Genomic DNA, 20,178 nt, shown 5'->3' on the forward strand with positions numbered 1-20,178 from the left:
CCTCCATTTTAAATCGAGAGTCATTCGACTATTCCTTTTCACAATCAACGATTAGATTTCGATCTAATAACAATCCCATCTGTTCTGCCACAACATGAACGGGTTCGGATAGTTCATTGGTTAACCACGATTCCACGATCCCTACGATAGCTGTTCCAAGAAAACAAAAAATGACATCCCGCTTTAATCCCTGATTGACTCCTTTGGTCACATCGATATAATGCTCTAGTCGTTCGTAAACATAATTGAGGAATCGCTTGCGAAAGGTGGCAGCTTCTTTGCTTTGTAACATAATTGAAAAAAAAGAATAATTCCGTTCAAAGTAATCAAACCATATGAGACTGCCATGTGAAAAATTCATTTCCGAATCGCAAATTTTCCTTAATTCGTCAATATGCTCCAAGACCAATTGATCAAGCAGATCAAATTTATCCAGGTAATGAAGATAAATGGTCCTACGACCAACATTGGCTCTCTCCGCGATTTCTTGCATCGTGATTTGATCGATTTTTTTGATCGACATCAATTCTATAAAAGCCGTTTTTATTGACTCTTGGGACTTCAGTGTTCTTCTATCCACGTTGGGCATTTTTGTCGCACCAAACTTTCTTCTGTTCGCGCCATGACAATCGGTCAGTCGACTATTTGAATGGACACGGGCGCTTCGTTCCCGCAGCGATCGCGCATGTTGGTCGTATCGGTATTTTGAACAAAACTGCCAGGAATAATGCTGGGAATGTTAAACCAGGTCCTTTCTTGATGATCAAGGAAAATAAATTTCGTCTCTCGGCTGCATAGCGAAGGGCTGCCATGCGGTAAGCCTTCGAGGGGAGGGGGAATCCTTCAATAACCTGCTTCAGATAATTGATGAGTGGAGATTTGATAATTCCTATTTACAAACCGATGGTCGGTTTTTATAATGAAAATATTACCACTCGTCAATCGTAGAAAGAACACGGAGGGATTGCTTTGAAGCATGAGGAACGTAGGCAGCAAACCACTAGGCTGCTGCTTGATTCGACCAAAGAGCTGATACGGGAAAAAGGGTGTCACGCTGTCACGATGAAGGACATCATGGAAAAATCGGGATTGTCAAAGGGCGCTATCTTCCATTACGTGAAGAGCAAGGACGAGATCTTTGCCTGGGTGCTGCAGGAGCGGCTCGAAGAGACAAACGATCATTTTATGAACGCAGTGGCACAAGATGAAAAAACGCTCCATGGACCCTTGCAGAAGATCATCGACAGTCTTTCGAAGCTGGAAGATGCTCGGGACGTAACGAACAAGGTGCTGATCTATTTACTTGGAAAGGAAGATCAACCTATCATCGCGGAAACTCTCAATCAGTATTATGAGCGGTCGGTGCATTTATCCAAGCAATGGATACTGACCGGCCAACTGCACGGGGTTATTTCGGAATCGATCGATCCGGATAAAACAGCCGAAATGTTCGTCCTGCTAACACTCGGATTGCGCGTCCGATCCTCTATTCCTTTAGCTTCGGTTTCTTTCAATACCCAAGATTATTCGTCGTTTATGGTCAATATTTTAAAAACCCGATAAACAGAGAAAGAAAGGAAGATTCTATCATGAACGTATGGTTAACGTTGCATCTAGTGGGAGTCGTGATATTCGTAGGAAATATCATGACGGCAGCATTTTGGAAGGTTCGTGCGGATTTGTCGAAAAACCCGACCGTCATTCACAGCACGGTAAAAAACGTCATGCTTGCCGATTATGTATTTACGCTCCCGGGTCTCGTGATCATCATTGTCTCGGGTATCGCGATGGCCGTACAGGCGAAAATGCCGCTGTCGGGGATGAATTGGCTTACGCTATCGCTGATTTTGTTTGCCGTTACCGGCGTGATCTGGTTAGCCATTCTCATTCCGTTGCAGCGCGGAATGATCCGCCATAGCGCTTCATGCATCGAAAGCGGGAACATCTCCAATGAATATCATCAAGCGTCCCGCTACTGGGCCATCTTCGGAGTTCCCGCGACATTGCTGCCGATCCTCATCTTATTTCTCATGATAACGAAAAGCTTCTAGACGGAGGGATAAAATGGCACCTTTATTTGCGCTTGTTGTTTCGTTTCTGCTGTTCAGGGTTCTTGGGCTGCTCGGCTGGTCTTATTTCGACAATTGGCATTCTCCGCTTCAGGGAGCAGTGGCCGTCATGCTGCTGCTTACAGCTTCCGCCCACTGGGGAAAAAGGCGGCCTGATCTCATCCGGATGATCCCGGTTGCTTTTCCAAAACCGAATTGGATTGTGACGGCCACCGGGTGGCTGGAAATTGCGGGTGCCCTCGGCATTCTGTTCCCCGCTACCTCCCGCGCGGCTTCCATCTGTTTGGCTGTTCTACTCGTGGCCATGTTCCCTGCCAATGCAAGGGCAGCCCGGGAAGGATTAACTATCGGCGGAAGACCTACCCCTAAGCTGCTTGTCCGTACATTGCTGCAGCTCGTGTTTCTCGCAGCGGTCCTCTTAGCGGGTTAAGTCTGCGGCTCGCTTCCGTTGTTGTCATTTTCGGAAATGGGATCAAGTTCTTGTCATTTGATTTTTTGACAAGAATTTAATCCCATACATACAAAATCCGCGATTTTCGCGACCTTTCATGACCGACAGAAGTCAACCAACGCATGTCGTCCGGATATCAATGCAAAGAACCCCGTCAGCAATTGAGGGGTTCTTTGCTTTATTATCCAATGATGCTGTTCCAGCCTGCCTTCATTCACAATCCGTTACATGCATCGTCGGTTTGATAAATTTTCGCCGTTAATCTCGGGAGCTCGGCGATATCGAAGGACGGCTCATACCGATTGACCAGCTCCACGTTCTGCTGAACCTCATGCGGCCAGCGCATGCCGACATTGATGACGCCCACCCTTGAATCGGACAGGACGAATTTCAGGCATACCTCATACGGATCCGCCGCTTCGATCCATCTCGGTTCCAGCTGCCCGAGCAGCCTTTGCAGGATGCCGGATGTCATGGGCCTCATGACTGCAACCCCGATGCCCTTATCCTTGGCTTGGTCTAATAGATGCAGCGAAGCGGATTGATATATCAAGCTGTAGTTGACCTGAACGAGGCTGAACATCCCCGTATCCATCAAATCCAGCGCCGAGTAAGCGTCCTCCGTCGTGAGGCCAAGCCAGCGTACCTTTCCTTGTTCCCTAAGGGTCAGCAGCGCGTCCAGCGGGCCCTCGTTCAAAATATGCTTCGTATCCGTAGCGGAATACGTGCCGCCATGAAATTGAATGACATCGACATGGTCGCATTGCAATCGCTTCAGGCTCTCCTCGACGCTCCGGATGACAGCCGCCTTGTCTTGACCGTGCGCCGTCACCTTCGTTGCCAGGAAGCATTCATCCCGCCGGGTTCGCATGACTTCGCCGATGATCGCCTCGCTGTGGCCGTTCCCATAGCTCGGGGCCGTATCGACATAATTGATGCCCGCATCCAAAGCGGCATGGATCGTGCTTATCGCCTTCTGCCTTCCCTCCGTGCCGTAGGGGTCCCACCCTCTAGCCTTGTTAACCCCCGCAAATACATAACCGCCGATTGCAATCCGGCTCACGTTAAGCCCTGTTTTCCCCAAGACCGAATATTTCACAAGCCTGCCCTCCCCTACATGTGCACGACGATTTTACCGGATTCTACCGTGACGGGATACGTTTCCAATTCCCCGGTTTCGCCGGCTTCCTCAGCTTCAACCGTCACATCGTAGGTTTTGACCAGACATTTGTGCGGGTCGAAGATCGACTTGCCATTCGTAATATCAAACTCCCAGCCGTGCCATGGGCAGATCAGGATCTCGCCTTCCCGGCCGTAGACGTATTCGCCGGGCCGCGACGGCAGCGTCATGCCGGTTACGGTACCGACGCAAAGCGGCGCACCTTGATGCGGGCAGCTGTTCTTGAGCGCGTAATACGTATTGTTCACATTAAATACGCCGATCGGGCGCCCCTCTACGACCAACGTTCTTCTTGTTCCCGCCGGAAATTCGGCGACTGCTCCGATAACGTGCTTTCCCATGTCAAGCGCCTCCTTGATCTAGAGCTTATAGAATTCAAGCGCATTTTCAAAAAAGATACGACGGCGCAGGGCTTCCGGCAGCTTAGGAAATGCGCGGGTCGGGGAGTCGAAATCCCAGTGCGGATAATCGCTGGAAAACATAAGTAAATGCTCGGCGTCCATCATGTCGAAGATTTGCAGCAGGTGATTGTCGTCGTCCGGTCTTTCCAGGGGCTGCGACGTAATCCGCACATGATCGCGCAAATATTCGGTCGGCCGGCGTTTCAACCAGGGGACCTCGGAGCGAAGCGCCTTGTATTCCGCATCAAGCCGCCACATTAAGGGAGCGAGCCAAGAGACGCCGCCCTCGACAAGGACGATCTTGAAGCCCGGAAACCGCTCGAATACGCCTTCCGTAAGAAAACTCACCAGATGAGACTGAAAACCAAGCGACAAACAGGTGTGCCATTCGATGTAATGGGTCGGGTACCCCGGAGACGGCTGCGTGTTGATTCCCATTCCATCCGTACCGGGATGAATGGCGAAGGGCAGTCCGAATTTCTCGCAAGCTTCATAGATCGGATAGTACTCCCGCTGCCCGAACGGGGAACGGGCGCCGGAATCGGTCATCACCTGCACGAAATGCGGATGTCCCGCCCAACGCTCGATTTCGCGCGCGGCAGCCTGCGGATCCTGCGTGTTCACGGTGATCGAACCTTTGAATACGCCGTCATGATTATATTTGCTCAACCACGTGTCCGCAAGCCAGTCGTTATAGGCAGCTGCAATTGCGGTGCCGAAATCGGGATCGGGGTGCAGATTGCAGAAAGCGCGCGGCATGAGAATCGCATACGCATGGCCGTATTCGTCAATGAGCTGCTTTCGGAGGAAGTCCGGATCGGAGCCCGATGAACCTCCCTGCGGCGGTCTTGCGTCCACGCGGTCTCCCTGCACGGGATTTCCGTAAAAGCCGCGTCCGCCGCCGTGATAACGGTCCCGCCAAGGCTTCTTCATGTAGGATCGGATTTCCTCCGTGCTTCTAGGGTAAGGGTGCACGTCACAGTCGATGAGTCCTTTCCGAATTGTCTTCTGTCCGACCTTCGTATCCGTCTGCTGCTCCATCTTTCCGTTCGCCTCCATTATGTTTATGACCGCTTATTCATAAAATAATTGTCATGGCCGGGAACAATGATATCCGCAATCCGCGCGATGTCGTCAATGGACTTTACCGCCGCTTCCGGATCGGACGTATTAAAGTAATAATCGCGCGCCAGGTAAAAGTCCTTGGTCATTGCCGCATCTCCGGCCACGACCACCGTCAACCCCTCGCACGCAAAGACAAGCGAGCAATGTCCCTCTGAATGCCCGGGCGTATGCAAAATTTCAATGCCGGGCATCAAGCTTTGATTCACCGGAATCAATTTCGTCAATAAGAGGGACTCTGGGCTTTCCGCCGGAACTTGCCCGCGGCAATGCTCGATTTCACGCTCGGGCATGAACCACTTTGCATGCGGAAAAGCTTCGATGCCGTAGCGATGATCGCCATGAAAATGCGTAAGGAACACATCCGTGATTTGCTCCGCCTTCAAGCCCGTACGCTGGTCCAAGATCTGGAGCATTTCTTCAGGCGGGCAGCTCGGATCCACGATGATGGTTCTTCCGTTCGTTCTGATCAACGTGCAGGTACAGCGTGGGGAACGGTATCCCTTATCGGATGATTCGCCCCAGAATTTGTTTCGGCTTAAGTAGCCGATCGTCAATACGTCCCACTTGATTGGTCCATCGAAGCCTTGACCGTCTGTCACATCCATTTTCCTCAGCTCCCAGAGATCGGTCTTCTCCTGAAATTACGGCCTGCAGCTCGCCACCTGGCCGAATGTTCATCATGCACATGCTTCACATCGACTGTTCGTCACGTTCAAGAAAGCGCTTTAAGTTCAATGCGCCCCGGACTTTGTCATCGCAATCAATCAGGGGCATCGCTCCTTTCGCCATTCTATTCATTTAGTATACAAGAAACGGGAGATTTCCTTAAGAAGTGAAATGTTTGTCAGTTACTTACCTTGAGGTTACTAAGGTAGTCATGTCCCCTCTTTGATCCTCTGACCGCTTTGATCCTCTGACCGCCTTAATTTCCTAACAATTGCGTTTGGGGCTTCATTTCTTAAAATTTTATCTAACCCTTCAACTTGGAATTCTCGCGAAATAACTTTACCGCATTAACGCGTTATTGTATTATTGAATTAACGCAACGTTCTGCTGCGAATTGAAAAAAGCGACGGTGAATCAATCATGTCCTTAACGAAGTCTGACATTCAATCACGGAATGTACTGAAACGCATGAAGCCTTATTCGCCAGGCAAGCCGATTTGGGAGGTGCAGCGGGAACTTGGACTTGATCGCGTTGTGAAGCTTGCTTCCAATGAGAATCCACTCGGTCCTTCACCTAAAGCAGTGGAAGCGATACGCGAATTGCTAGGTGATATCCATCGGTATCCTGACGCGCAGGCAGTGGATTTACGTGCAACGATAGCCGAGAGATACGAGCTTGCTTCTGAGCAAATCATTATTACCAACGGTGGAGATGAATTGATTACGCTTGTGTCCGAGGCATTTATTGAAGCGGGGGACGAAATTATTGTGCCGGCTCCTTCGTTTAGTGAATATGAGTTCGGAGGCCAATTAATGGGGGCAGTCATCCGGACGGTCGCTTTGACAGAAGACTATCAGTACAATGTCCCCGCAATACTTGAAGCTGTCAGTGAACGTACGAAGATTCTATATCTATGCTCGCCCAATAACCCGACTGGATCCATTCTGCGTAAAACGGCGCTAACGGAGTTGTTGAATTTACTGCCTCCATATGTGCTTGTAATGCTCGATTCCGCCTACAGTCACTTCGTAACCGAGGATGATTATTCCGATGGAATTGAGTTTGTACAAGCAGGTTATCCCGTGATTGTACTGCAAACCTTCTCCAAAGTTTATGGATTAGCAGGAATTCGGGTAGGCTTCGGGGTTGCTGCGCAAGCGATAATTAAAGAAATACTTCAAGTGAAGGAACCGTTTAATGTAAATACTCTTGCCCAAGCAGCAGCTGCGGCAGCGATCGTAGATGATGATCATGTCCGAAAATCTAGCCTACTGGTGAAAGAAGAACGTTTACGGCTGTATCAGGGTTTTAATGAGCTTGGCTTGTCTTATACCTCCAGCATGAGTAATTTTATTCTAGTTGAGCTTGACGATGCGGAGCAGCGTTATCTCGAGCTTATGCGGAAAGGGGTTATTGTTCGATACGGAGCCGCTTGGGGCCTGCCGCAGCATGTGCGGATCTCCATCGGCACACCGGAGGAGAATAATATATTGCTTCAAACGCTCCGGCTGATTCTGCAATAAGCCGCTTTCGAAAAGAACAGAAACATCCAAGACGCTCATCTGGGATGTTTCCTTTCTAGCTAAATGAAAAGTGGAGCAGTTGCAACCAGCAAACTGCCCCGCTTTTCGTTGAGCCATCGTTCCACATTAGCTTACTATTAAACTAAGTTTATAAGCTTAGATTGCGCATCATCTTCCTCCGCTGACAGTGATGGTCTCTCCCAACACATAATTCGCCGCATCCGAAGCAAGGAAACAGATCACTTCCGCAATTTCCACGGGCGTTGCAGCGCGTTGAAGAGGAACGGAAGCGACTAGCCGTTCAAGACGGTTCTCATCGGGAGCAAATTTTTCATGAAATGGCGTATCAACCATTCCGGGGGCTACCCCGTTAACGATAATCCCATATTGGATAAGTTCTCTGGACATACCGACCGTCATGGTATTTACGGCCCCTTTCGCTGAGGCATAATGGATGCTTTCGCCTGCGCCTCCAAGACGGGCAGCTGCCGAAGAAAGATTAATTATTTTGCCTGATTTTCGCGGAATCATATGATTTACTGCTGCCTGGGAACAAAAAAGGATGCTTTTAACGTTTAACGCATAGGTCTCCTCCCATAGTTGTTCCGTCATATCCAAGAATGTGCTCTTCTTGACGCCCCCTCCGGCGTTATTTACCAGTATATCGACGGCCCCATAAATGGAAATAACCTCTTGAACCATTTTCTCTACTTGATCTTTTTGGGTTACATCGGCCTGAACAGCAATACAATCGCCACCCGATTCTCGAATAGCCCTAAGCACTTCCGTGGCCCCTTTTAGGTTATCGCGATAATGGATCGCAACCTTAGCGCCCCTTGATGCCATTAATTCCGCGGTAGCTCGGCCGATACCCGAACTAGCCCCTGTTACAAGTGCGACCTTCCCGAATAAATTCTGCATAGATGAACCCCTCCTGACGATGCTCCAATACTACCAGTACTCACGCCTTCAGTGCGTCAAAAATTATTCACTAAACAAATATTCCCTTTGGTTTCTTTTAAGATATAATTCCCAAAATACGTCGGCTATCCGATCTGGATCGTAAAACGTCCCCTTTTGGACATGATCAGCGATAAGAACCTGACCTACATATATTCCGTAAGGAGACAAAGTCTCGGCCATTGAAATCGCCAGCGAGCGGAGTCCGGCTTTGCCAATGGATAAAGAGGTATACAACGGATTCGGAGTGAGCGCAATACCGCCCCCTGTGAAAAAGATCGACCCTTGCTTCCGCTCGATCATATCCGGAATCACCTGTTGCGCGCTGGTCAATGCTCCGACAGTGTTCACCTTAAAATCTTCAATAAGCTGCCGTTCGGTTAACGAAAGAGGATCTCCTGGTACGATGTGTGCCGCATTATATACCAATACATCAGTAACTCCATGATTGTATCTTATCTGGTTCAAGGCTGTGATTAAAGAATCCGGATCCGATGCATCCGCAGCAATTCCGTGCGTTTCAATATGTGCCTGTCGAAGCTCTTCCAAGCTGCGTTCCAGCGATGGCATGCTCCTTGATATAAGAACCACTCGAAATTCATTGCTTCCGAATTTCTTGGCTAGACCGGCGCTTACTCCCGGTCCGGAACCGACGATGACTAATAAAGGTTTATCGCTCATCCTAATCACGCCTTTCTTAAAACCATTTGATATAATTTGGAAATTTTCTATATTTCTAATAATATCGAAATAACAAGGGTGACGTCAACAACATCGACTCGATTGCGGTGGCGCTGTTATTCAGCGAAGCTGCCCGTTACCGTAACGAAAATGGAGCAGCTGCCGCCGGCAGTCTGCGGCTTTCATCCTTTTCAAACCATTTACTGCAGCTTTACACGTACAAACCCTGCCCCAATCATGGCAACCGTAGTTAGGATTACGGCAAAGCTGGTCGCTCCTATGGCCAATCCCGTATAGTCGATCAGGTAGCCCGTACACACGGGGAGGATGGCGGCAGGGATATAGCCGCCGATGTTAAGAACCGCGTTCGCTTCAGCTCTGCGATGCTCGGGAACATGCAAACCGATCAGCGTCAAGCCACCGAGTTGGCCAAGACCTTGGCCAACTCCTGCCAGCATGGCGGCCAGCACCAGCGGAGCGAAGGTGGACGTATAGACCGCTATTGCCATGCAGAGCATGGCGAGGAAGACAGATGCCGTACTCAACAAGAACTGGCTTCGAATGGAGAGCTTCTTAAGGAGAAATTGAACACCTGTCGCTGACAGAAACATAAGGCATGCCATTCCGCCAGCGACGATAGGGCTCGAAACGCCCAATAATTTCATAAGCAATGAGGGGCCGAGCGACAAGATGAAGGACGTTGAAGTGATACCCGGGGCGAAGACCGCGATGCCAAGAATTAGGTGCAGCCGGTTGGCTTTAGGCACGCATGGCATCCGAAGCCGCCATTCGCTGTGGCGTGCTGGGAGTCGTCTTCTTGGAAGTGTCCCGGCAACGGCGAAAGCACTGGCCAATATCAAGAGCTGGGTACCGAACAGGGGGACGAGCGGTCGGGTAAGTGATTCGGCCAAGATGCCCGATAACAGCGGACCGAGTCCTGCCCCCAGCACCATGGCGACCGAAGCGGCAAGCGAAGCCGTATGTCTCCGGGTTGAGCCCCCTACATCCACGACCGAAGCCATGCCAGCCGAGACGATGACGCCAACTGCAATGCCCGACAGTAATCGCGCGAGCAGTAACGCGGTGACCGAAGAGGCAGTGCCGAATAGAACACAGGCGAGCACGGCAGCCGCAAGGCCGGGGAACAACACCGGCTTCCGCCCGTACCGGTCAGATAACTGGCCGGCGACGAGCAAGGTCGCGAGCAAACCGACGATATACGCGGCAAAGATTAACGTCAGAGTCCCATTGGAGAAACCCATTTCCCGCTGCCAGCGAACATAAAGCGGGGTGGCTGAATTGGAGAGGACAAAGACCGCTGTTACGAGCCAAGCGGTTATCCATATCCGCCAATCTCGAGGAACCGGACCGATAGATTCCGATTGGAAGGAATAATTTCCCATGCGCAAATACCTCCTATGATCAAGAATTGGGAACGCAAGATTCGCTCTCGAATCTCATCATAGGGTATAATTCAATATAACTGAAATACATAATGTGAATATATCATATAACCATTTGGTTATGATCGGGGCGTGCGAAAATGAACTTGAACCTTCTCCAAATCTTCGTGCAGGTTGCGGAGACATCGAACATTACGGAGGCCTCCAAAGCATTGTTCATTTCACAGCCGGCCGTCAGCAAAGCGATCAAAAATTTGGAAGCGTCACTCGGCATCCAGTTGTTCCTCCGGGACAAACATAAAGGGTTGCTGCTAACCGAAGTTGGACGGGAGATTCTCGTGTTGGCCAGGCAGATGAAGGCGATCGAGAACAGCATCTATCAAATTGCCGGCCGGGAGAACCGGCTGCTCAGTGGCAAGGTTACAATCGCCTCATTCCCGGCAGCAACAACGAACTTGCTCCCCAAGGCCATAGCCATTTTCCGTGCACATTATCCGTTGGTGAGAATTGAGTTACTGGAAGGCGTCTCCGATCAAGTCAAGCAATGGGTAGAAGATCGAACGGTAGAGCTCGGAATCGTGGCTTCTCCTTTCCATTGCTTTGAATTCGAGAGACTGCAATCCGATTACATGGTTGCGATCGTTCCCTCGAATCATCCACTGGCGAAGGAACCGATTATCGATCTGGGGCGCTACCGTGACGATGTTATTTTCTGCAAAGGAGGCCATGAGATGGCCATGGCTTCCATCCTGAGAGAATACCGGATTGAGTTGGGGGAAGGATTGACGGTTCAATCGGCCGAAACCTTGATCCGCATGGTCCGAAACGGGCTCGGCATTGGGCTAATCTCCAATTTCACGCTATCTTCTGTGCCGCATGATTTGGTCGTCAAGGTAATTCGGCCCGGAATCTCTCGTGATATCGGTATCGTGGCACATTCCTTCGGGGAGGTATCGCCGGCAGCCAAACAATTGGTCAGCGTCCTGCTCCAAGCGGGCCTGGAGTCGGGCGAAGATCCGTCGCCTTGAATGATTAAATTCGGATAACCTCCACTCCATACCTTTTAGGTATATTTATCAGATAAATCAGATATTTCAAATATATCCGGGAAAAAGTTACCATTCAATTCATACTTCTACATTCATGTGAGGCGGTGCTTCTATGCAAGCGATTGAGATTACAAGAACGACGACGAAGAAACAAAATCCAGACCAGAACGCGCTTGGCTTCGGTAAGTATTACACGGACCACATGTTCATCTTGAACTACACGACAGAATTGGGCTGGCATCAGCCGCGCATCGTGCCGTACCAACCAATCACTCTGGATCCTTCAGCCAAGGTTTTTCACTATGGTCAAACGGTATTTGAAGGCTTGAAAGCGTATAAAACGGCCGAAGGCAGGATTCTCTTGTTCCGTCCGGAGAAAAACTTCCAACGTCTCAACCAATCCAATGAACGCCTGTGCATCCCTCACTTGGACGAGCAAGTCGCTATTGAAGCGTTGAAGCAGCTCGTGCTTGTCGATGAAGACTGGCTTCCTACGAATGAGGGCACGTCCCTCTACATCCGTCCGTTCATCATTGCTACGGAATCGGCGCTGGGCATTGCACCTTCGACCCGCTACCAGTTCATTATCATCATGTCGCCGGTTGGCGCTTACTACGCGGAAGGCCTTAAGCCGGTCAGCATCTATGTGGAGTCCGACTATGTTCGTGCTGTGAAGGGCGGCGTGGGTAGCGCGAAGACCGGTGCGAACTATGCAACGGGACTTCGTGCGCAGAAAGAAGCAAGTGCGCAAGGCTACTCCCAAGTGCTGTGGCTGGACGGCATTCAGCACAAGTACATCGAGGAAGTCGGCAACATGAACGTGTTCTTCGTTCTCGATGGCAAGGTAGTTACTCCTGCACTGAACGGCAGCATCCTGAGCGGGATTACTCGCATGTCCGTTATTCAGCTGTTGGAATCTTGGAACCTACCGGTTGAGCAGCGCCTGATCTCCATGGAAGAAGTGTACGAGGCGCACAAGAACGGCAAGCTGCAGGAAGCGTTCGGTACAGGTACGGCGGCGGTGATTTCGTCGATCGGTTACTTGAGCTGGCAGGGCGAACGCATCACGCTCAGCGGCGGCGAAATCGGTGAGTTAACCAGCAAGATCTATGACACGATAACCGGTATTCAGAAAGGTCAACTGGAGGATACGCTCGGCTGGACGGTTACGCTCGATTAATCAAACCTTTGGACGGCTGAGCGAATATTCTGCTGTGTACAACGATGAATGCCGGATGCGTATGTATCCGAAATATCCTAACTACAGCTATGAAGCCAAAAAGCATTTTTCGGCAGTTAGCCTAATGAGTTAAAAGTCCCCCGGCTTAACCAGGTAAACTAATCAACGAGAAAATCAATCTGCGCGTTGATTCGCACCGGCTGGCCCGCCAAAGAAAAATCAGCAAAGCCCTTCACGGCGTAATGGCCTTCGTCATACCCGTTCTTGCGGAAGTTATCGATAAAGTCCTTATAAGCTGTAGGATCGTTCTCACTATAGCTACCGCCTCGGATGTTGAATGTTTCGTGCATCGGTTTGCCTTTGACCAGCTTCGTGCTAGCGCCGACATCACTCATTGCGTAGTCGATGACGTATCCCGGTTTCAGCTCCTGAATCGGAAAATAAAACGGCGATGCGGAATGGTTAATCGTGACGCTCGCTTCATCTCCGATATACGTCAGCTCCGCGTAAATCGGAACTGATTCCCCGCGGCTGTATTCGGGCTTCGCCGTCACGAGGCGGTAGGTGAAATCGCCTTTAGTAACAGCGACTTCGGTCGTCGGATGGACCACCACCTCTTCACGCGAGCCGCAGCCGACTAGTAGGGTGGAGAAAAGGATAAGTCCAACAATGGCATACACGCATCTATTCATTGCACGCCTCCTTCTCAAATTCCACTCCCCGTTTTATTCAATCCTGCCGGTACTCGAGAATATCTCCAGGCTGGCAATCGAGCGCTTTGCAGATCGCTTCGAGTGTTGAGATTCGAATGGCTTTCGCTTTTCCGTTTTTAAGTATCGACAGGTTCGCCATTGTAATGCCGACTTTCTCCGATAGCTCAGTAACGCTCATTTTCCGCTTTGCAATCATGACGTCAATGTTAACCACAATCATACGGTCAACTCCTGTTCTTCTTTGAGCTCGATCGCGTTTTTGAGCAGTTTCTCCAGCACTGCGGCAAATACTGCGATTACGATTGGCGCACAGGTTACGAATAGCCCGATGACCATGACGCCTGGCGCGTCTGCGCCGTCAGCTACAAAGTAGAAAAGCGGGAGATTACATGCAAACATGAGTGATACGACAACCGCCGCTCGCTTTATTTTCTTAAGCGCTAAAACAGAGGTTTGCGAAAAAGCGGTATTTGTATCGATGTACTTGAGAAGCTTATATGCCTGAAGCAGCGTAAATGAATACGCAATAGCCGCCACATACGCAGCCAAAGCGGAAAGATAAACTTTAATATCCGGAAAATCCGGCATCATACTATGCGCCATCGCTGGGAGTCCATAAAAACACATCACTAATGCGGGAATGGCCATAACAACCAGAACAACTTTTAAAAAGAGCGTCTCTCTTTTCATCTATTTCACCTCATGTTTGATTTTATCAGTTTATTTATCGTTTAACAATAAAAATGTATTGATTAATTTGAAAAAATTGATTCGGCAGTGTTCCAAGTTCATGACTTCGTTTCGTTCCTAGACTGCTGCTGTTTTATTGAATTAACGTCCCCAATAGTCCAATAACAAGGCCTTCTAATCTTGCGCATGTTGCTCTTGACTTGGAGTGAACTCCAAGATGTAGAGTGATCGTGAGTCAAGTAACTATCACTTTTAGGAGGCGTAATCATGAGTACATCAAAAATCGTTTTGATCACTGGAGGAAACAAAGGGATCGGCCTTGAGACTGCTAGGCAATTGGGCAAGCTAGGATTCACGATATTGCTCGGTTCTAGAGATGAAGCAAGAGGGCGGGAAGCGACGGCTGCCCTGACGGCCGAGAACATACATGCACAGGCAATTACTCTGGACATAACAGACTTGAATACCATACAATCCGCAGTAGAACAAATTGACGATCAGTATGGAGCGCTTGATGTGTTGATCAATAACGCTGGCGTGTGCTTCGAAGGAGTTCTTCCTCCGAGCCAACTGGAATTGACGGTTCTAAGGAATACGTACGAGACAAATGTTTTCGGCAGTTTTTCTGTCATGAAGGCCATGCTCCCTTTGATTAAAAAATCGCCTGCCGGCAGAATCGTAAACCTTTCAAGCGGCTTGGCTTCCTTGACCGAGTACAATACCCCGGACTCGGATGCCGAAAAATACGGATTGAATTTGCTCGCCTACATGAGTTCGAAAACGGCCGTCAATGCGCTAACCGTCTTGTTTGCCAAAGAATTAAAAGATACGCCGATCAAAGTGAATTCAGCCGACCCAGGGTACACGTCTACGGATTTGAATGGGCATACGGGTTATCGTACCGTTGAACAGGGCGCTTCCATCGTCGTGAAACTCGCCACTCTGCCGAGCGATGGACCGAACGGCGGTTTCTTTGATGAGAACGGCGTGATACCATGGTAATACGTCAGGAGGTGCGGCAAATCGATGGACATTCCCGAAACCGCAAGCTCGATTAAACAGGCGGCTGAATTCACGGGCCTCTCGGAAGATACGATCCGCTATTACGAGAAAATCGGCTTGCTTCCGTATGCCGACCGCAAAACAAGCGGGCACAGAACGTACAGTAAACATCAATTGGATGGCATGGTCTTTTTAACGAGACTCAAAGCGACCGGAATGACGCTTGAAGAAATGAAGCGTTTCCGCCAGCTTTACGAAAGGGGTGAAGTCACGCTCCCCGAGAGAGTCTCCCTCCTGATCGAACACAAGAATAGAATTCAGAACGAGATCGACAGCTTACTGGAGACGCAAAGGATGATTGATTACAAAATCGACACGTATAAAGAGGTCCTTGTAAATCCAGATTCAAACAAAAAATGGAAATCCCCATCTGCCGATTGAGAGCATTCTTATGGTTCTTATTGAACGCTTCTGCCCTTTAATCAACGTGTGCCAGTCTAATACTTTATTTTCTATGGGCAAGGACCTCGCCTCCCACTTAAGGAGACTGCCCGTTACTTTAATAAACAAAGGCAGCCGGTCGGTTATCGGCGCCTGTTCGTTGAACTATCGTTTACCGTTACATTACCGAATACTGCTCCAAATGCGACACCAAAAGCGGCACCTAAAGCAATTCCAAGGCCTATGAAAGAACCGTTTCCGTCATCTTTCATTTTCAAATAATCACTCCGCTTCTTAAATTCATTCCAAAGGTTTACTGTTGTGGCAGTTTCGCCTCACAACGGCTGTCCAAAAGATGTAAGTATAACTCAATACGTTGCAACTACTTAATTTTTCGCTACATTATTCTGCTCGTTACTTCAATAAAAATGGCAGCTGACCATCAAGCCAGCTGCCATCGTGTTGTATTGAACTATCGTCTCCCGTTAGCGCAACGACTTACTCTGTTGAATTTCGTGTTCCTCAACATAAAGCGGCATCAGAGAAGGCGAATCGTACCTTATCGCGGCCTTTAAACGACAAAATGGTGCCGATAGCCAAAGCCCATAGCTGCAACGAAATAATGAGCCTAATCCGACAGTGCCCGCATGATGTTTGATTTCGCCTCTGCCGCAATCGCTTCATTCCTGTCATCGACCGCTTGCATCAAGATCAGTACGGGGATGTATACCGCGATCAGCCGCGCCAGCAGCTTCGTTTCCTCGTCCGCTCCTCCGTAAGTTTCGAAAAACACGCCGCGAGCGTATGGTGGTAAAAAGCTGTAAGCAACGCTCAAATCGCAAGCTGGATGGCCTACGCTCAGATCGCCCCAATCAATGATGCCGGAAACGATCCCGTTCTCATTCACAAGCATATTTTTGAAATGAAGATCACCATGTAGCAGTGTATTCACCGCCTCGACACGGTCCGTTTGCAGCCTGCTAATATATGCTTCGATTACACCGGACTGCTCTGGCGACAAATGTTCGCCCACCTTCGATAGAAAGCCCTCCAATTTCACTTTGCGCGATGCTATGTCCGTCAAGCTTCGATGGTCTTGCTGAACTCCGCACTTCAGCGCCGCCTGCACCGGAAACTCATGCAATCTCCGCAAAAATTTCGCCAGCGTCTCTGCCGATAAAGCCCGGCGTTCTTCCGTCAAACCGATGGGGAAATCTCCTGGCAAGTAGGCATAGCCAAGAAATGGTGCCGGGTATTCGTCACTTGCTTCGCCATAAAACAACGGTTTTGGATAGGGGATGGTCATATATGCCTCCAGCTTCGGCAGCAGCATCCCTTCCATACGAATCGAGCCAACTGCAATCGTTCTTCTTGGAAACCGGAACACGTACTCGTCACCGATGAGAAAAACCGTATTGTCCCAGCCCCAGCCCAATCGCTTCACTTGCTTCGATGACAGCTGAGGGAATTGTCTGCCGATCAGCGTCCGCGCCTGCTCTTCGTTAACCTCCCACTCCGCATCCCATTCATTCGTTCCTCCCATGAAATGTCTGCCTCCTCGTTCCATACTTTATTTAGACGTTTACATTCCCTGGAAGTTACGCATAACTGCCCGTTACTTCAATGAAAAACGGCAACCGACTATATGCCGGTTGCCACCGGCGGGCAACCGGTCATCCTAATGATAAAGCCCTAAGTGTTCAATAATTACTAACCTTACGGTCGGGTGACAATTAAGTTCTTTTCTTATACGCCCTAATTGCAAAAAAGTAAGCTACGATCATAATGCCGACGCACCAGGCGAGCGCGATCCAAATGTCGTTTCCGACCGGCTGCTCCGACAACAAAGCGCGGATGGCGTTTACGATTGAGGTAACCGGTTGATTTTCGGCGAAGACGCGCACGACTTTCGGCATCGACTCGGTCGGCACGAACGCCGAACTGATAAAGGGCAGGAAGATGAGCGGGTAGGAAAAGGCGCTTGCGCCTTCGATCGATTTCGCGGTCAATCCGGGAATGACGGCGATCCAAGTTAAGGCTAAAGTGAATAAGGCGAGGATACCGACGACGGTAAGCCATGGCAGGATACCGGCGGATGAACGAAAACCCATGATCAACGCGACAAGAATAATGACGACGAGCGATATGGCGTTGGACATCAGAGAAGTTAGCACATGTCCCCAAAGCAAGGCGGAACGGGAAATCGGCATCGTGCGGAACCGCTCGAGAATCCCCCGCTGCACGTCCATGAAAAGTCGGTAAGCAGTATAAGCGATTCCGCTGGCGATCGCCATGAGCAGGATGCCGGGCAACAGGTAATTCACATAGTTATCCGTATCGGCTTGAATGGCGCCGCCAAGCACATAGACGAACAACAGCATCATCGCGATCGGAGTAAGGCAGACCGTGATGATCGTATCCATGCTGCGGAAAATATGGCGCATGGATCGTCCGAGCATGACACCGATATCGGTGAAGAAACGAGGTTTTACCGTCTCCATTTTACTTCATCTCCTTTTTGCCGACGATGGCGAGGAACATGTCCTCTAATGATGGCTGTTTTTCCACGTATTCCACCTTAGCGGACGGGAACAGCTTTTTAAGCTCTTGGAGCGTGCCATTGGCGATGATCTTGCCTTCGTGCAAGATAGCGATCCGGTCAGCGAGCTGCTCGGCCTCCTCCAAATATTGCGTGGTCAGAAGAACCGTCGTCCCGCCATTGGCAAGCTCTTTCACGGTTTTCCAAACCTCTATGCGCGCTTCGGGGTCGAGTCCGGTCGTCGGCTCGTCGAGGAAAATGACTTTCGGATTCCCGACGAGGCTCAAGGCGATGTCGAGTCTGCGTCTCATACCGCCCGAATAAGTGGATACCCTACGATCGGCGGCATCCTTCAGACCGAATCGCCGCAGCATGTCGTCCGCCACCTGACGCGGGTTTTTGAGATATCGCAGCTTGGCGATCATAATCAGGTTTTCCCGACCGGATAAGATTTCGTCCACGGCGGCGAATTGTCCGGTCAGACTGATCGCCTGCCGTACCTGATCGGGTTTAGACGCGACGTCGAATCCATTAACATTGGCGGTGCCTCCGTCCTCTCTGAGCAGCGTGGTGAGAATTCGGACCACCGTCGTCTTCCCCGCGCCGTTTGAGCCAAGCAAAGCAAAGATGTCGCCCTGCTTCACTTCGAAATCCACTCCCTTTAGAACTTCCGTGTTCTTGAAAGATTTTCGCAGATTTCTCACTTCAATTGCGTTTGGCATCCCGGTATCCCCTCTTACTTCAATTTGTCGGTAACCTTTTTCATGGCTTTGTTCACTTCTTGGTCAACTGACTCTTGAATAATGTCGGCGAAGGTCTTCGAATCTTTGATGAGATCGTCGCAGAAACCCGCTACGTCTCTGCCCGTCACTTCAAGCACGCCTTTCCCCGAGGCCGCGCCTTCTTCGAACAAATCAATGATTCCCGAGAGTAAACCCGTTCCTTCGGTCAGCTCGACTGGGCCGATCTTGAAAAGGTATTTTTGAATCTCTTTATACACGATCTGATAATCCTGCGGGAGCGCTTTGACGCGGGCCACATGCGCCCGCCACTCTTTTTTGCCTTTGATGATATCTTGAATGCTCATGTTTTTATCCTCCTTATTTGCCTAGTTTTTTAGCGACACTATCGTTGAGCTGCTTGCGCCATTTGTCGCGATAAGATTTAGCTCCTTCTTCGCCTGCCAGAGCTCCGCAGAAACCCTTGATATCATCGCCCAACACCTCTTGGACTTGCTGACCCTCCGCTGCCGTTTCTTCGAGCAGGCCAAGCACGCCGTCCAGAATCGGCATGAGATTGCGACCGGTGAAATCCGAGTATCCCCAAAGGTTACCTTTGATTTCTTCCCATGCCGCTTGATAATCGGCCGGCAACGCTTGGCTCCTCGATTCGAATGCTTTAAATTCTTTCTTCATGTCGTTGCCGGTGATTTTGTCCCAGAAGTTCATGATCTGCTCTCCTTTAACTCGTTCATTTTCGAAGATACGAACTCCCACTTTGCCCAGAACCTACGCAACTCCTCGCGCCCTGCTTCGTTGAGCGCGAAAAACTTTCGAGGCGGCCCCATGTCGGAGGGTTTTTTAGTGATCTCTACCAACTTGCTTTTTTCAAGCCGGACTAATATGGTGTACACCGTTCCCTCCACGACGTCCGAGAAGCCTGAGGCATTCAACTGCCGCGTGATTTCGTAACCGTAAGTTTCTTGACGGCTTATGATTTCAAGAACGCAGCCCTCGAGCACGCCTTTTAGCATTTCCGTTAAATCTTCCATTCCGATCACCCTCTACTATTCTGTATCGCTGATATTCAGTATTACTTACTACTGCTACATCGTAACACGGAGTAGTGGCGTTGTCAAAGCGAATTTGAAAATAAATCGCCCTAAATAAACAAAAAGCCGCGCACAGCGCAGCTTACGGTTGTTGAATTTCCGATACTGAATAATTAATTGTTGAACTATCCTGCCCGTTACTTCAATGAACAACGGCAGCCGATCGCAAGCCGGCTGCCGTTGTCCATTCAACTATAGTCTCCCGTTAGCATTCCTGTAGATGGATTAATTTCGTACAGAAGGTCTATGTTCATCGTTTCACTCTCCTCGGGC

25 protein-coding genes are annotated in these 20,178 nt (G+C 49.7%); 8 read left to right on the forward strand and 17 right to left on the reverse strand.

Annotated features, from left to right (window positions below):
- Positions 1–28 precede the first annotated feature (28 nt).
- Positions 29–589, reverse strand: a complete 561-nt coding sequence (locus tag AC0YNU_RS30470; protein ID WP_475763370.1) for a TetR/AcrR family transcriptional regulator — start codon at positions 587–589, stop codon at positions 29–31.
- Positions 590–969: 380 nt separating this feature from the next.
- Here AC0YNU_RS30470 and AC0YNU_RS30475 point away from each other — a divergent pair, with 380 nt between their 5' ends.
- Genes AC0YNU_RS30475 through AC0YNU_RS30485 form a run of 3 tightly spaced genes read left to right on the forward strand, consistent with a single transcriptional unit; the run spans position 970 to position 2,499 of the window.
- Positions 970–1,563 (forward strand): TetR/AcrR family transcriptional regulator, encoded by a 594-nt coding sequence (locus AC0YNU_RS30475; RefSeq protein WP_475763372.1) that lies wholly within the window; start codon positions 970–972, stop codon positions 1,561–1,563.
- Positions 1,564–1,589: 26 nt separating this feature from the next.
- Positions 1,590–2,051, forward strand: a complete 462-nt coding sequence (locus AC0YNU_RS30480) for a DUF2269 family protein (protein WP_475763374.1) — start codon at positions 1,590–1,592, stop codon at positions 2,049–2,051.
- 13 nt (positions 2,052–2,064) lie between these two features.
- The gene (locus tag AC0YNU_RS30485) at positions 2,065–2,499 is read left to right on the forward strand and encodes a DoxX family protein (protein ID WP_475763376.1); all 435 of its coding nucleotides are present in this window, start codon (positions 2,065–2,067) and stop codon (positions 2,497–2,499) included.
- Between the two features lie 235 nt (positions 2,500–2,734).
- Here the strand turns inward: AC0YNU_RS30485 and AC0YNU_RS30490 are convergent, their stop codons facing one another.
- The 4 genes from AC0YNU_RS30490 to AC0YNU_RS30505 are packed head-to-tail and all read right to left on the reverse strand — an operon-like array spanning position 2,735 to position 5,831.
- Positions 2,735–3,619, reverse strand: coding sequence for an aldo/keto reductase (locus AC0YNU_RS30490; protein WP_475763378.1), 885 nt, complete (start codon positions 3,617–3,619; stop codon positions 2,735–2,737).
- Between the two features lie 14 nt (positions 3,620–3,633).
- Positions 3,634–4,041, reverse strand: a complete 408-nt coding sequence (locus tag AC0YNU_RS30495) for a Rieske (2Fe-2S) protein (RefSeq protein WP_475763380.1) — start codon at positions 4,039–4,041, stop codon at positions 3,634–3,636.
- A gap of 18 nt (positions 4,042–4,059) precedes the next feature.
- Positions 4,060–5,142: an amidohydrolase family protein gene (locus AC0YNU_RS30500; RefSeq protein WP_475763382.1), complete on the reverse strand. Its 1,083-nt coding sequence runs from the start codon at positions 5,140–5,142 to the stop codon at positions 4,060–4,062.
- A 23-nt stretch (positions 5,143–5,165) separates the two neighbouring features.
- Positions 5,166–5,831 carry an MBL fold metallo-hydrolase gene (locus AC0YNU_RS30505; protein ID WP_475763384.1) on the reverse strand — a complete coding sequence of 222 codons (666 nt, stop codon included), beginning with the start codon at positions 5,829–5,831 and terminating at the stop codon, positions 5,166–5,168.
- Between the two features lie 481 nt (positions 5,832–6,312).
- On the opposite strand from AC0YNU_RS30505, the gene hisC reads away from it, so the two are divergent.
- A complete protein-coding gene (hisC, locus tag AC0YNU_RS30510) occupies positions 6,313–7,416 on the forward strand; it encodes a histidinol-phosphate transaminase (protein WP_475763386.1) in 1,104 nt (367 codons plus the stop codon).
- Positions 7,417–7,584: 168 nt separating this feature from the next.
- Here the strand turns inward: hisC and AC0YNU_RS30515 are convergent, their stop codons facing one another.
- From AC0YNU_RS30515 to AC0YNU_RS30525, 3 genes are all read right to left on the reverse strand, one after another.
- Positions 7,585–8,337, reverse strand: coding sequence for an SDR family NAD(P)-dependent oxidoreductase (locus tag AC0YNU_RS30515; RefSeq protein ID WP_475763388.1), 753 nt, complete (start codon positions 8,335–8,337; stop codon positions 7,585–7,587).
- 63 nt (positions 8,338–8,400) lie between these two features.
- Positions 8,401–9,057 carry an SDR family NAD(P)-dependent oxidoreductase gene (locus tag AC0YNU_RS30520; RefSeq protein WP_475763390.1) on the reverse strand — a complete coding sequence of 219 codons (657 nt, stop codon included), beginning with the start codon at positions 9,055–9,057 and terminating at the stop codon, positions 8,401–8,403.
- Positions 9,058–9,257: 200 nt separating this feature from the next.
- Positions 9,258–10,460 carry an MFS transporter gene (locus AC0YNU_RS30525; protein WP_475763392.1) on the reverse strand — a complete coding sequence of 401 codons (1,203 nt, stop codon included), beginning with the start codon at positions 10,458–10,460 and terminating at the stop codon, positions 9,258–9,260.
- 140 nt (positions 10,461–10,600) lie between these two features.
- Here AC0YNU_RS30525 and AC0YNU_RS30530 point away from each other — a divergent pair, with 140 nt between their 5' ends.
- Together AC0YNU_RS30530 and AC0YNU_RS30535 are read left to right on the forward strand one after the other, a co-directional pair.
- A complete protein-coding gene (locus AC0YNU_RS30530; RefSeq protein ID WP_475763394.1) occupies positions 10,601–11,488 on the forward strand; it encodes a LysR family transcriptional regulator in 888 nt (295 codons plus the stop codon).
- A gap of 133 nt (positions 11,489–11,621) precedes the next feature.
- A complete protein-coding gene (locus tag AC0YNU_RS30535; RefSeq protein ID WP_475763396.1) occupies positions 11,622–12,689 on the forward strand; it encodes a branched-chain amino acid aminotransferase in 1,068 nt (355 codons plus the stop codon).
- Between the two features lie 158 nt (positions 12,690–12,847).
- Here the strand turns inward: AC0YNU_RS30535 and AC0YNU_RS30540 are convergent, their stop codons facing one another.
- The 3 genes from AC0YNU_RS30540 to AC0YNU_RS30550 are packed head-to-tail and all read right to left on the reverse strand — an operon-like array spanning position 12,848 to position 14,092.
- A complete protein-coding gene (locus tag AC0YNU_RS30540) occupies positions 12,848–13,381 on the reverse strand; it encodes a hypothetical protein (RefSeq protein ID WP_475763398.1) in 534 nt (177 codons plus the stop codon).
- Positions 13,382–13,418: 37 nt separating this feature from the next.
- Complete coding sequence (locus tag AC0YNU_RS30545; protein ID WP_475763400.1) at positions 13,419–13,622, reverse strand: helix-turn-helix domain-containing protein; 204 nt, start codon at positions 13,620–13,622, stop codon at positions 13,419–13,421.
- Complete coding sequence (locus tag AC0YNU_RS30550; RefSeq protein ID WP_475763402.1) at positions 13,619–14,092, reverse strand: DUF2975 domain-containing protein; 474 nt, start codon at positions 14,090–14,092, stop codon at positions 13,619–13,621. The genes AC0YNU_RS30545 and AC0YNU_RS30550 overlap by 4 nt, the downstream gene beginning before the upstream one ends.
- 267 nt (positions 14,093–14,359) lie before the next feature.
- On the opposite strand from AC0YNU_RS30550, the gene AC0YNU_RS30555 reads away from it, so the two are divergent.
- Together AC0YNU_RS30555 and AC0YNU_RS30560 are read left to right on the forward strand one after the other, a co-directional pair.
- Positions 14,360–15,094, forward strand: a complete 735-nt coding sequence (locus tag AC0YNU_RS30555; protein WP_475763404.1) for an SDR family oxidoreductase — start codon at positions 14,360–14,362, stop codon at positions 15,092–15,094.
- Between the two features lie 24 nt (positions 15,095–15,118).
- Positions 15,119–15,535, forward strand: a complete 417-nt coding sequence (locus AC0YNU_RS30560) for a MerR family transcriptional regulator (RefSeq protein ID WP_475763406.1) — start codon at positions 15,119–15,121, stop codon at positions 15,533–15,535.
- Positions 15,536–16,163: 628 nt separating this feature from the next.
- Here the strand turns inward: AC0YNU_RS30560 and AC0YNU_RS30565 are convergent.
- The 6 genes from AC0YNU_RS30565 to AC0YNU_RS30590 all read right to left on the reverse strand — a co-directional run bounded on the left by AC0YNU_RS30565 (position 16,164) and on the right by AC0YNU_RS30590 (position 19,827).
- On the reverse strand, positions 16,164–17,078 hold the full coding sequence (locus AC0YNU_RS30565; protein ID WP_475763408.1) for a phosphotransferase: 915 nt from the start codon (positions 17,076–17,078) through the stop codon (positions 16,164–16,166).
- A 190-nt stretch (positions 17,079–17,268) separates the two neighbouring features.
- Complete coding sequence (locus tag AC0YNU_RS30570) at positions 17,269–17,994, reverse strand: ABC transporter permease (protein WP_475763505.1); 726 nt, start codon at positions 17,992–17,994, stop codon at positions 17,269–17,271.
- Positions 17,995–18,037: 43 nt separating this feature from the next.
- Entirely contained in the window at positions 18,038–18,796 is a 759-nt protein-coding gene (locus AC0YNU_RS30575; protein ID WP_475763410.1) for an ABC transporter ATP-binding protein, read from the reverse strand.
- A gap of 14 nt (positions 18,797–18,810) precedes the next feature.
- The gene (locus AC0YNU_RS30580) at positions 18,811–19,161 is read right to left on the reverse strand and encodes a DUF1048 domain-containing protein (RefSeq protein ID WP_475763412.1); all 351 of its coding nucleotides are present in this window, start codon (positions 19,159–19,161) and stop codon (positions 18,811–18,813) included.
- Positions 19,162–19,174: 13 nt separating this feature from the next.
- Complete coding sequence (locus tag AC0YNU_RS30585; RefSeq protein WP_475763414.1) at positions 19,175–19,522, reverse strand: DUF1048 domain-containing protein; 348 nt, start codon at positions 19,520–19,522, stop codon at positions 19,175–19,177.
- Positions 19,519–19,827 (reverse strand): PadR family transcriptional regulator, encoded by a 309-nt coding sequence (locus tag AC0YNU_RS30590; protein ID WP_475763507.1) that lies wholly within the window; start codon positions 19,825–19,827, stop codon positions 19,519–19,521. The genes AC0YNU_RS30585 and AC0YNU_RS30590 overlap by 4 nt, the downstream gene beginning before the upstream one ends.
- Positions 19,828–20,178: the final 351 nt, after the last annotated feature.

Source organism: Paenibacillus sp. J31P316, assembly GCF_056269105.1.

What these genes read in the sequence shown, in the direction of transcription:
- AC0YNU_RS30470 (WP_475763370.1), bottom strand. Translation starts at nt 589, where the DNA reads ATGCCCAACGTGGATAGAAGAACACTGAAGTCCCAAGAGTCAATAAAA.
- AC0YNU_RS30480 (WP_475763374.1), top strand. Translation starts at nt 1,590, where the DNA reads ATGAACGTATGGTTAACGTTGCATCTAGTGGGAGTCGTGATATTCGTA.
- AC0YNU_RS30485 (WP_475763376.1), top strand. Translation starts at nt 2,065, where the DNA reads ATGGCACCTTTATTTGCGCTTGTTGTTTCGTTTCTGCTGTTCAGGGTT.
- AC0YNU_RS30495 (WP_475763380.1), bottom strand. Translation starts at nt 4,041, where the DNA reads ATGGGAAAGCACGTTATCGGAGCAGTCGCCGAATTTCCGGCGGGAACA.
- AC0YNU_RS30500 (WP_475763382.1), bottom strand. Translation starts at nt 5,142, where the DNA reads ATGGAGCAGCAGACGGATACGAAGGTCGGACAGAAGACAATTCGGAAA.
- AC0YNU_RS30505 (WP_475763384.1), bottom strand. Translation starts at nt 5,831, where the DNA reads ATGGATGTGACAGACGGTCAAGGCTTCGATGGACCAATCAAGTGGGAC.
- hisC (WP_475763386.1), top strand. Translation starts at nt 6,313, where the DNA reads ATGTCCTTAACGAAGTCTGACATTCAATCACGGAATGTACTGAAACGC.
- AC0YNU_RS30515 (WP_475763388.1), bottom strand. Translation starts at nt 8,337, where the DNA reads ATGCAGAATTTATTCGGGAAGGTCGCACTTGTAACAGGGGCTAGTTCG.
- AC0YNU_RS30520 (WP_475763390.1), bottom strand. Translation starts at nt 9,057, where the DNA reads ATGAGCGATAAACCTTTATTAGTCATCGTCGGTTCCGGACCGGGAGTA.
- AC0YNU_RS30525 (WP_475763392.1), bottom strand. Translation starts at nt 10,460, where the DNA reads ATGGGAAATTATTCCTTCCAATCGGAATCTATCGGTCCGGTTCCTCGA.
- AC0YNU_RS30530 (WP_475763394.1), top strand. Translation starts at nt 10,601, where the DNA reads ATGAACTTGAACCTTCTCCAAATCTTCGTGCAGGTTGCGGAGACATCG.
- AC0YNU_RS30535 (WP_475763396.1), top strand. Translation starts at nt 11,622, where the DNA reads ATGCAAGCGATTGAGATTACAAGAACGACGACGAAGAAACAAAATCCA.
- AC0YNU_RS30540 (WP_475763398.1), bottom strand. Translation starts at nt 13,381, where the DNA reads ATGAATAGATGCGTGTATGCCATTGTTGGACTTATCCTTTTCTCCACC.
- AC0YNU_RS30545 (WP_475763400.1), bottom strand. Translation starts at nt 13,622, where the DNA reads ATGATTGTGGTTAACATTGACGTCATGATTGCAAAGCGGAAAATGAGC.
- AC0YNU_RS30550 (WP_475763402.1), bottom strand. Translation starts at nt 14,092, where the DNA reads ATGAAAAGAGAGACGCTCTTTTTAAAAGTTGTTCTGGTTGTTATGGCC.
- AC0YNU_RS30555 (WP_475763404.1), top strand. Translation starts at nt 14,360, where the DNA reads ATGAGTACATCAAAAATCGTTTTGATCACTGGAGGAAACAAAGGGATC.
- AC0YNU_RS30560 (WP_475763406.1), top strand. Translation starts at nt 15,119, where the DNA reads ATGGACATTCCCGAAACCGCAAGCTCGATTAAACAGGCGGCTGAATTC.
- AC0YNU_RS30565 (WP_475763408.1), bottom strand. Translation starts at nt 17,078, where the DNA reads ATGGGAGGAACGAATGAATGGGATGCGGAGTGGGAGGTTAACGAAGAG.
- AC0YNU_RS30570 (WP_475763505.1), bottom strand. Translation starts at nt 17,994, where the DNA reads ATGCTCGGACGATCCATGCGCCATATTTTCCGCAGCATGGATACGATC.
- AC0YNU_RS30575 (WP_475763410.1), bottom strand. Translation starts at nt 18,796, where the DNA reads ATGCCAAACGCAATTGAAGTGAGAAATCTGCGAAAATCTTTCAAGAAC.
- AC0YNU_RS30580 (WP_475763412.1), bottom strand. Translation starts at nt 19,161, where the DNA reads ATGAGCATTCAAGATATCATCAAAGGCAAAAAAGAGTGGCGGGCGCAT.
- AC0YNU_RS30585 (WP_475763414.1), bottom strand. Translation starts at nt 19,522, where the DNA reads ATGAACTTCTGGGACAAAATCACCGGCAACGACATGAAGAAAGAATTT.
- AC0YNU_RS30590 (WP_475763507.1), bottom strand. Translation starts at nt 19,827, where the DNA reads ATGCTAAAAGGCGTGCTCGAGGGCTGCGTTCTTGAAATCATAAGCCGT.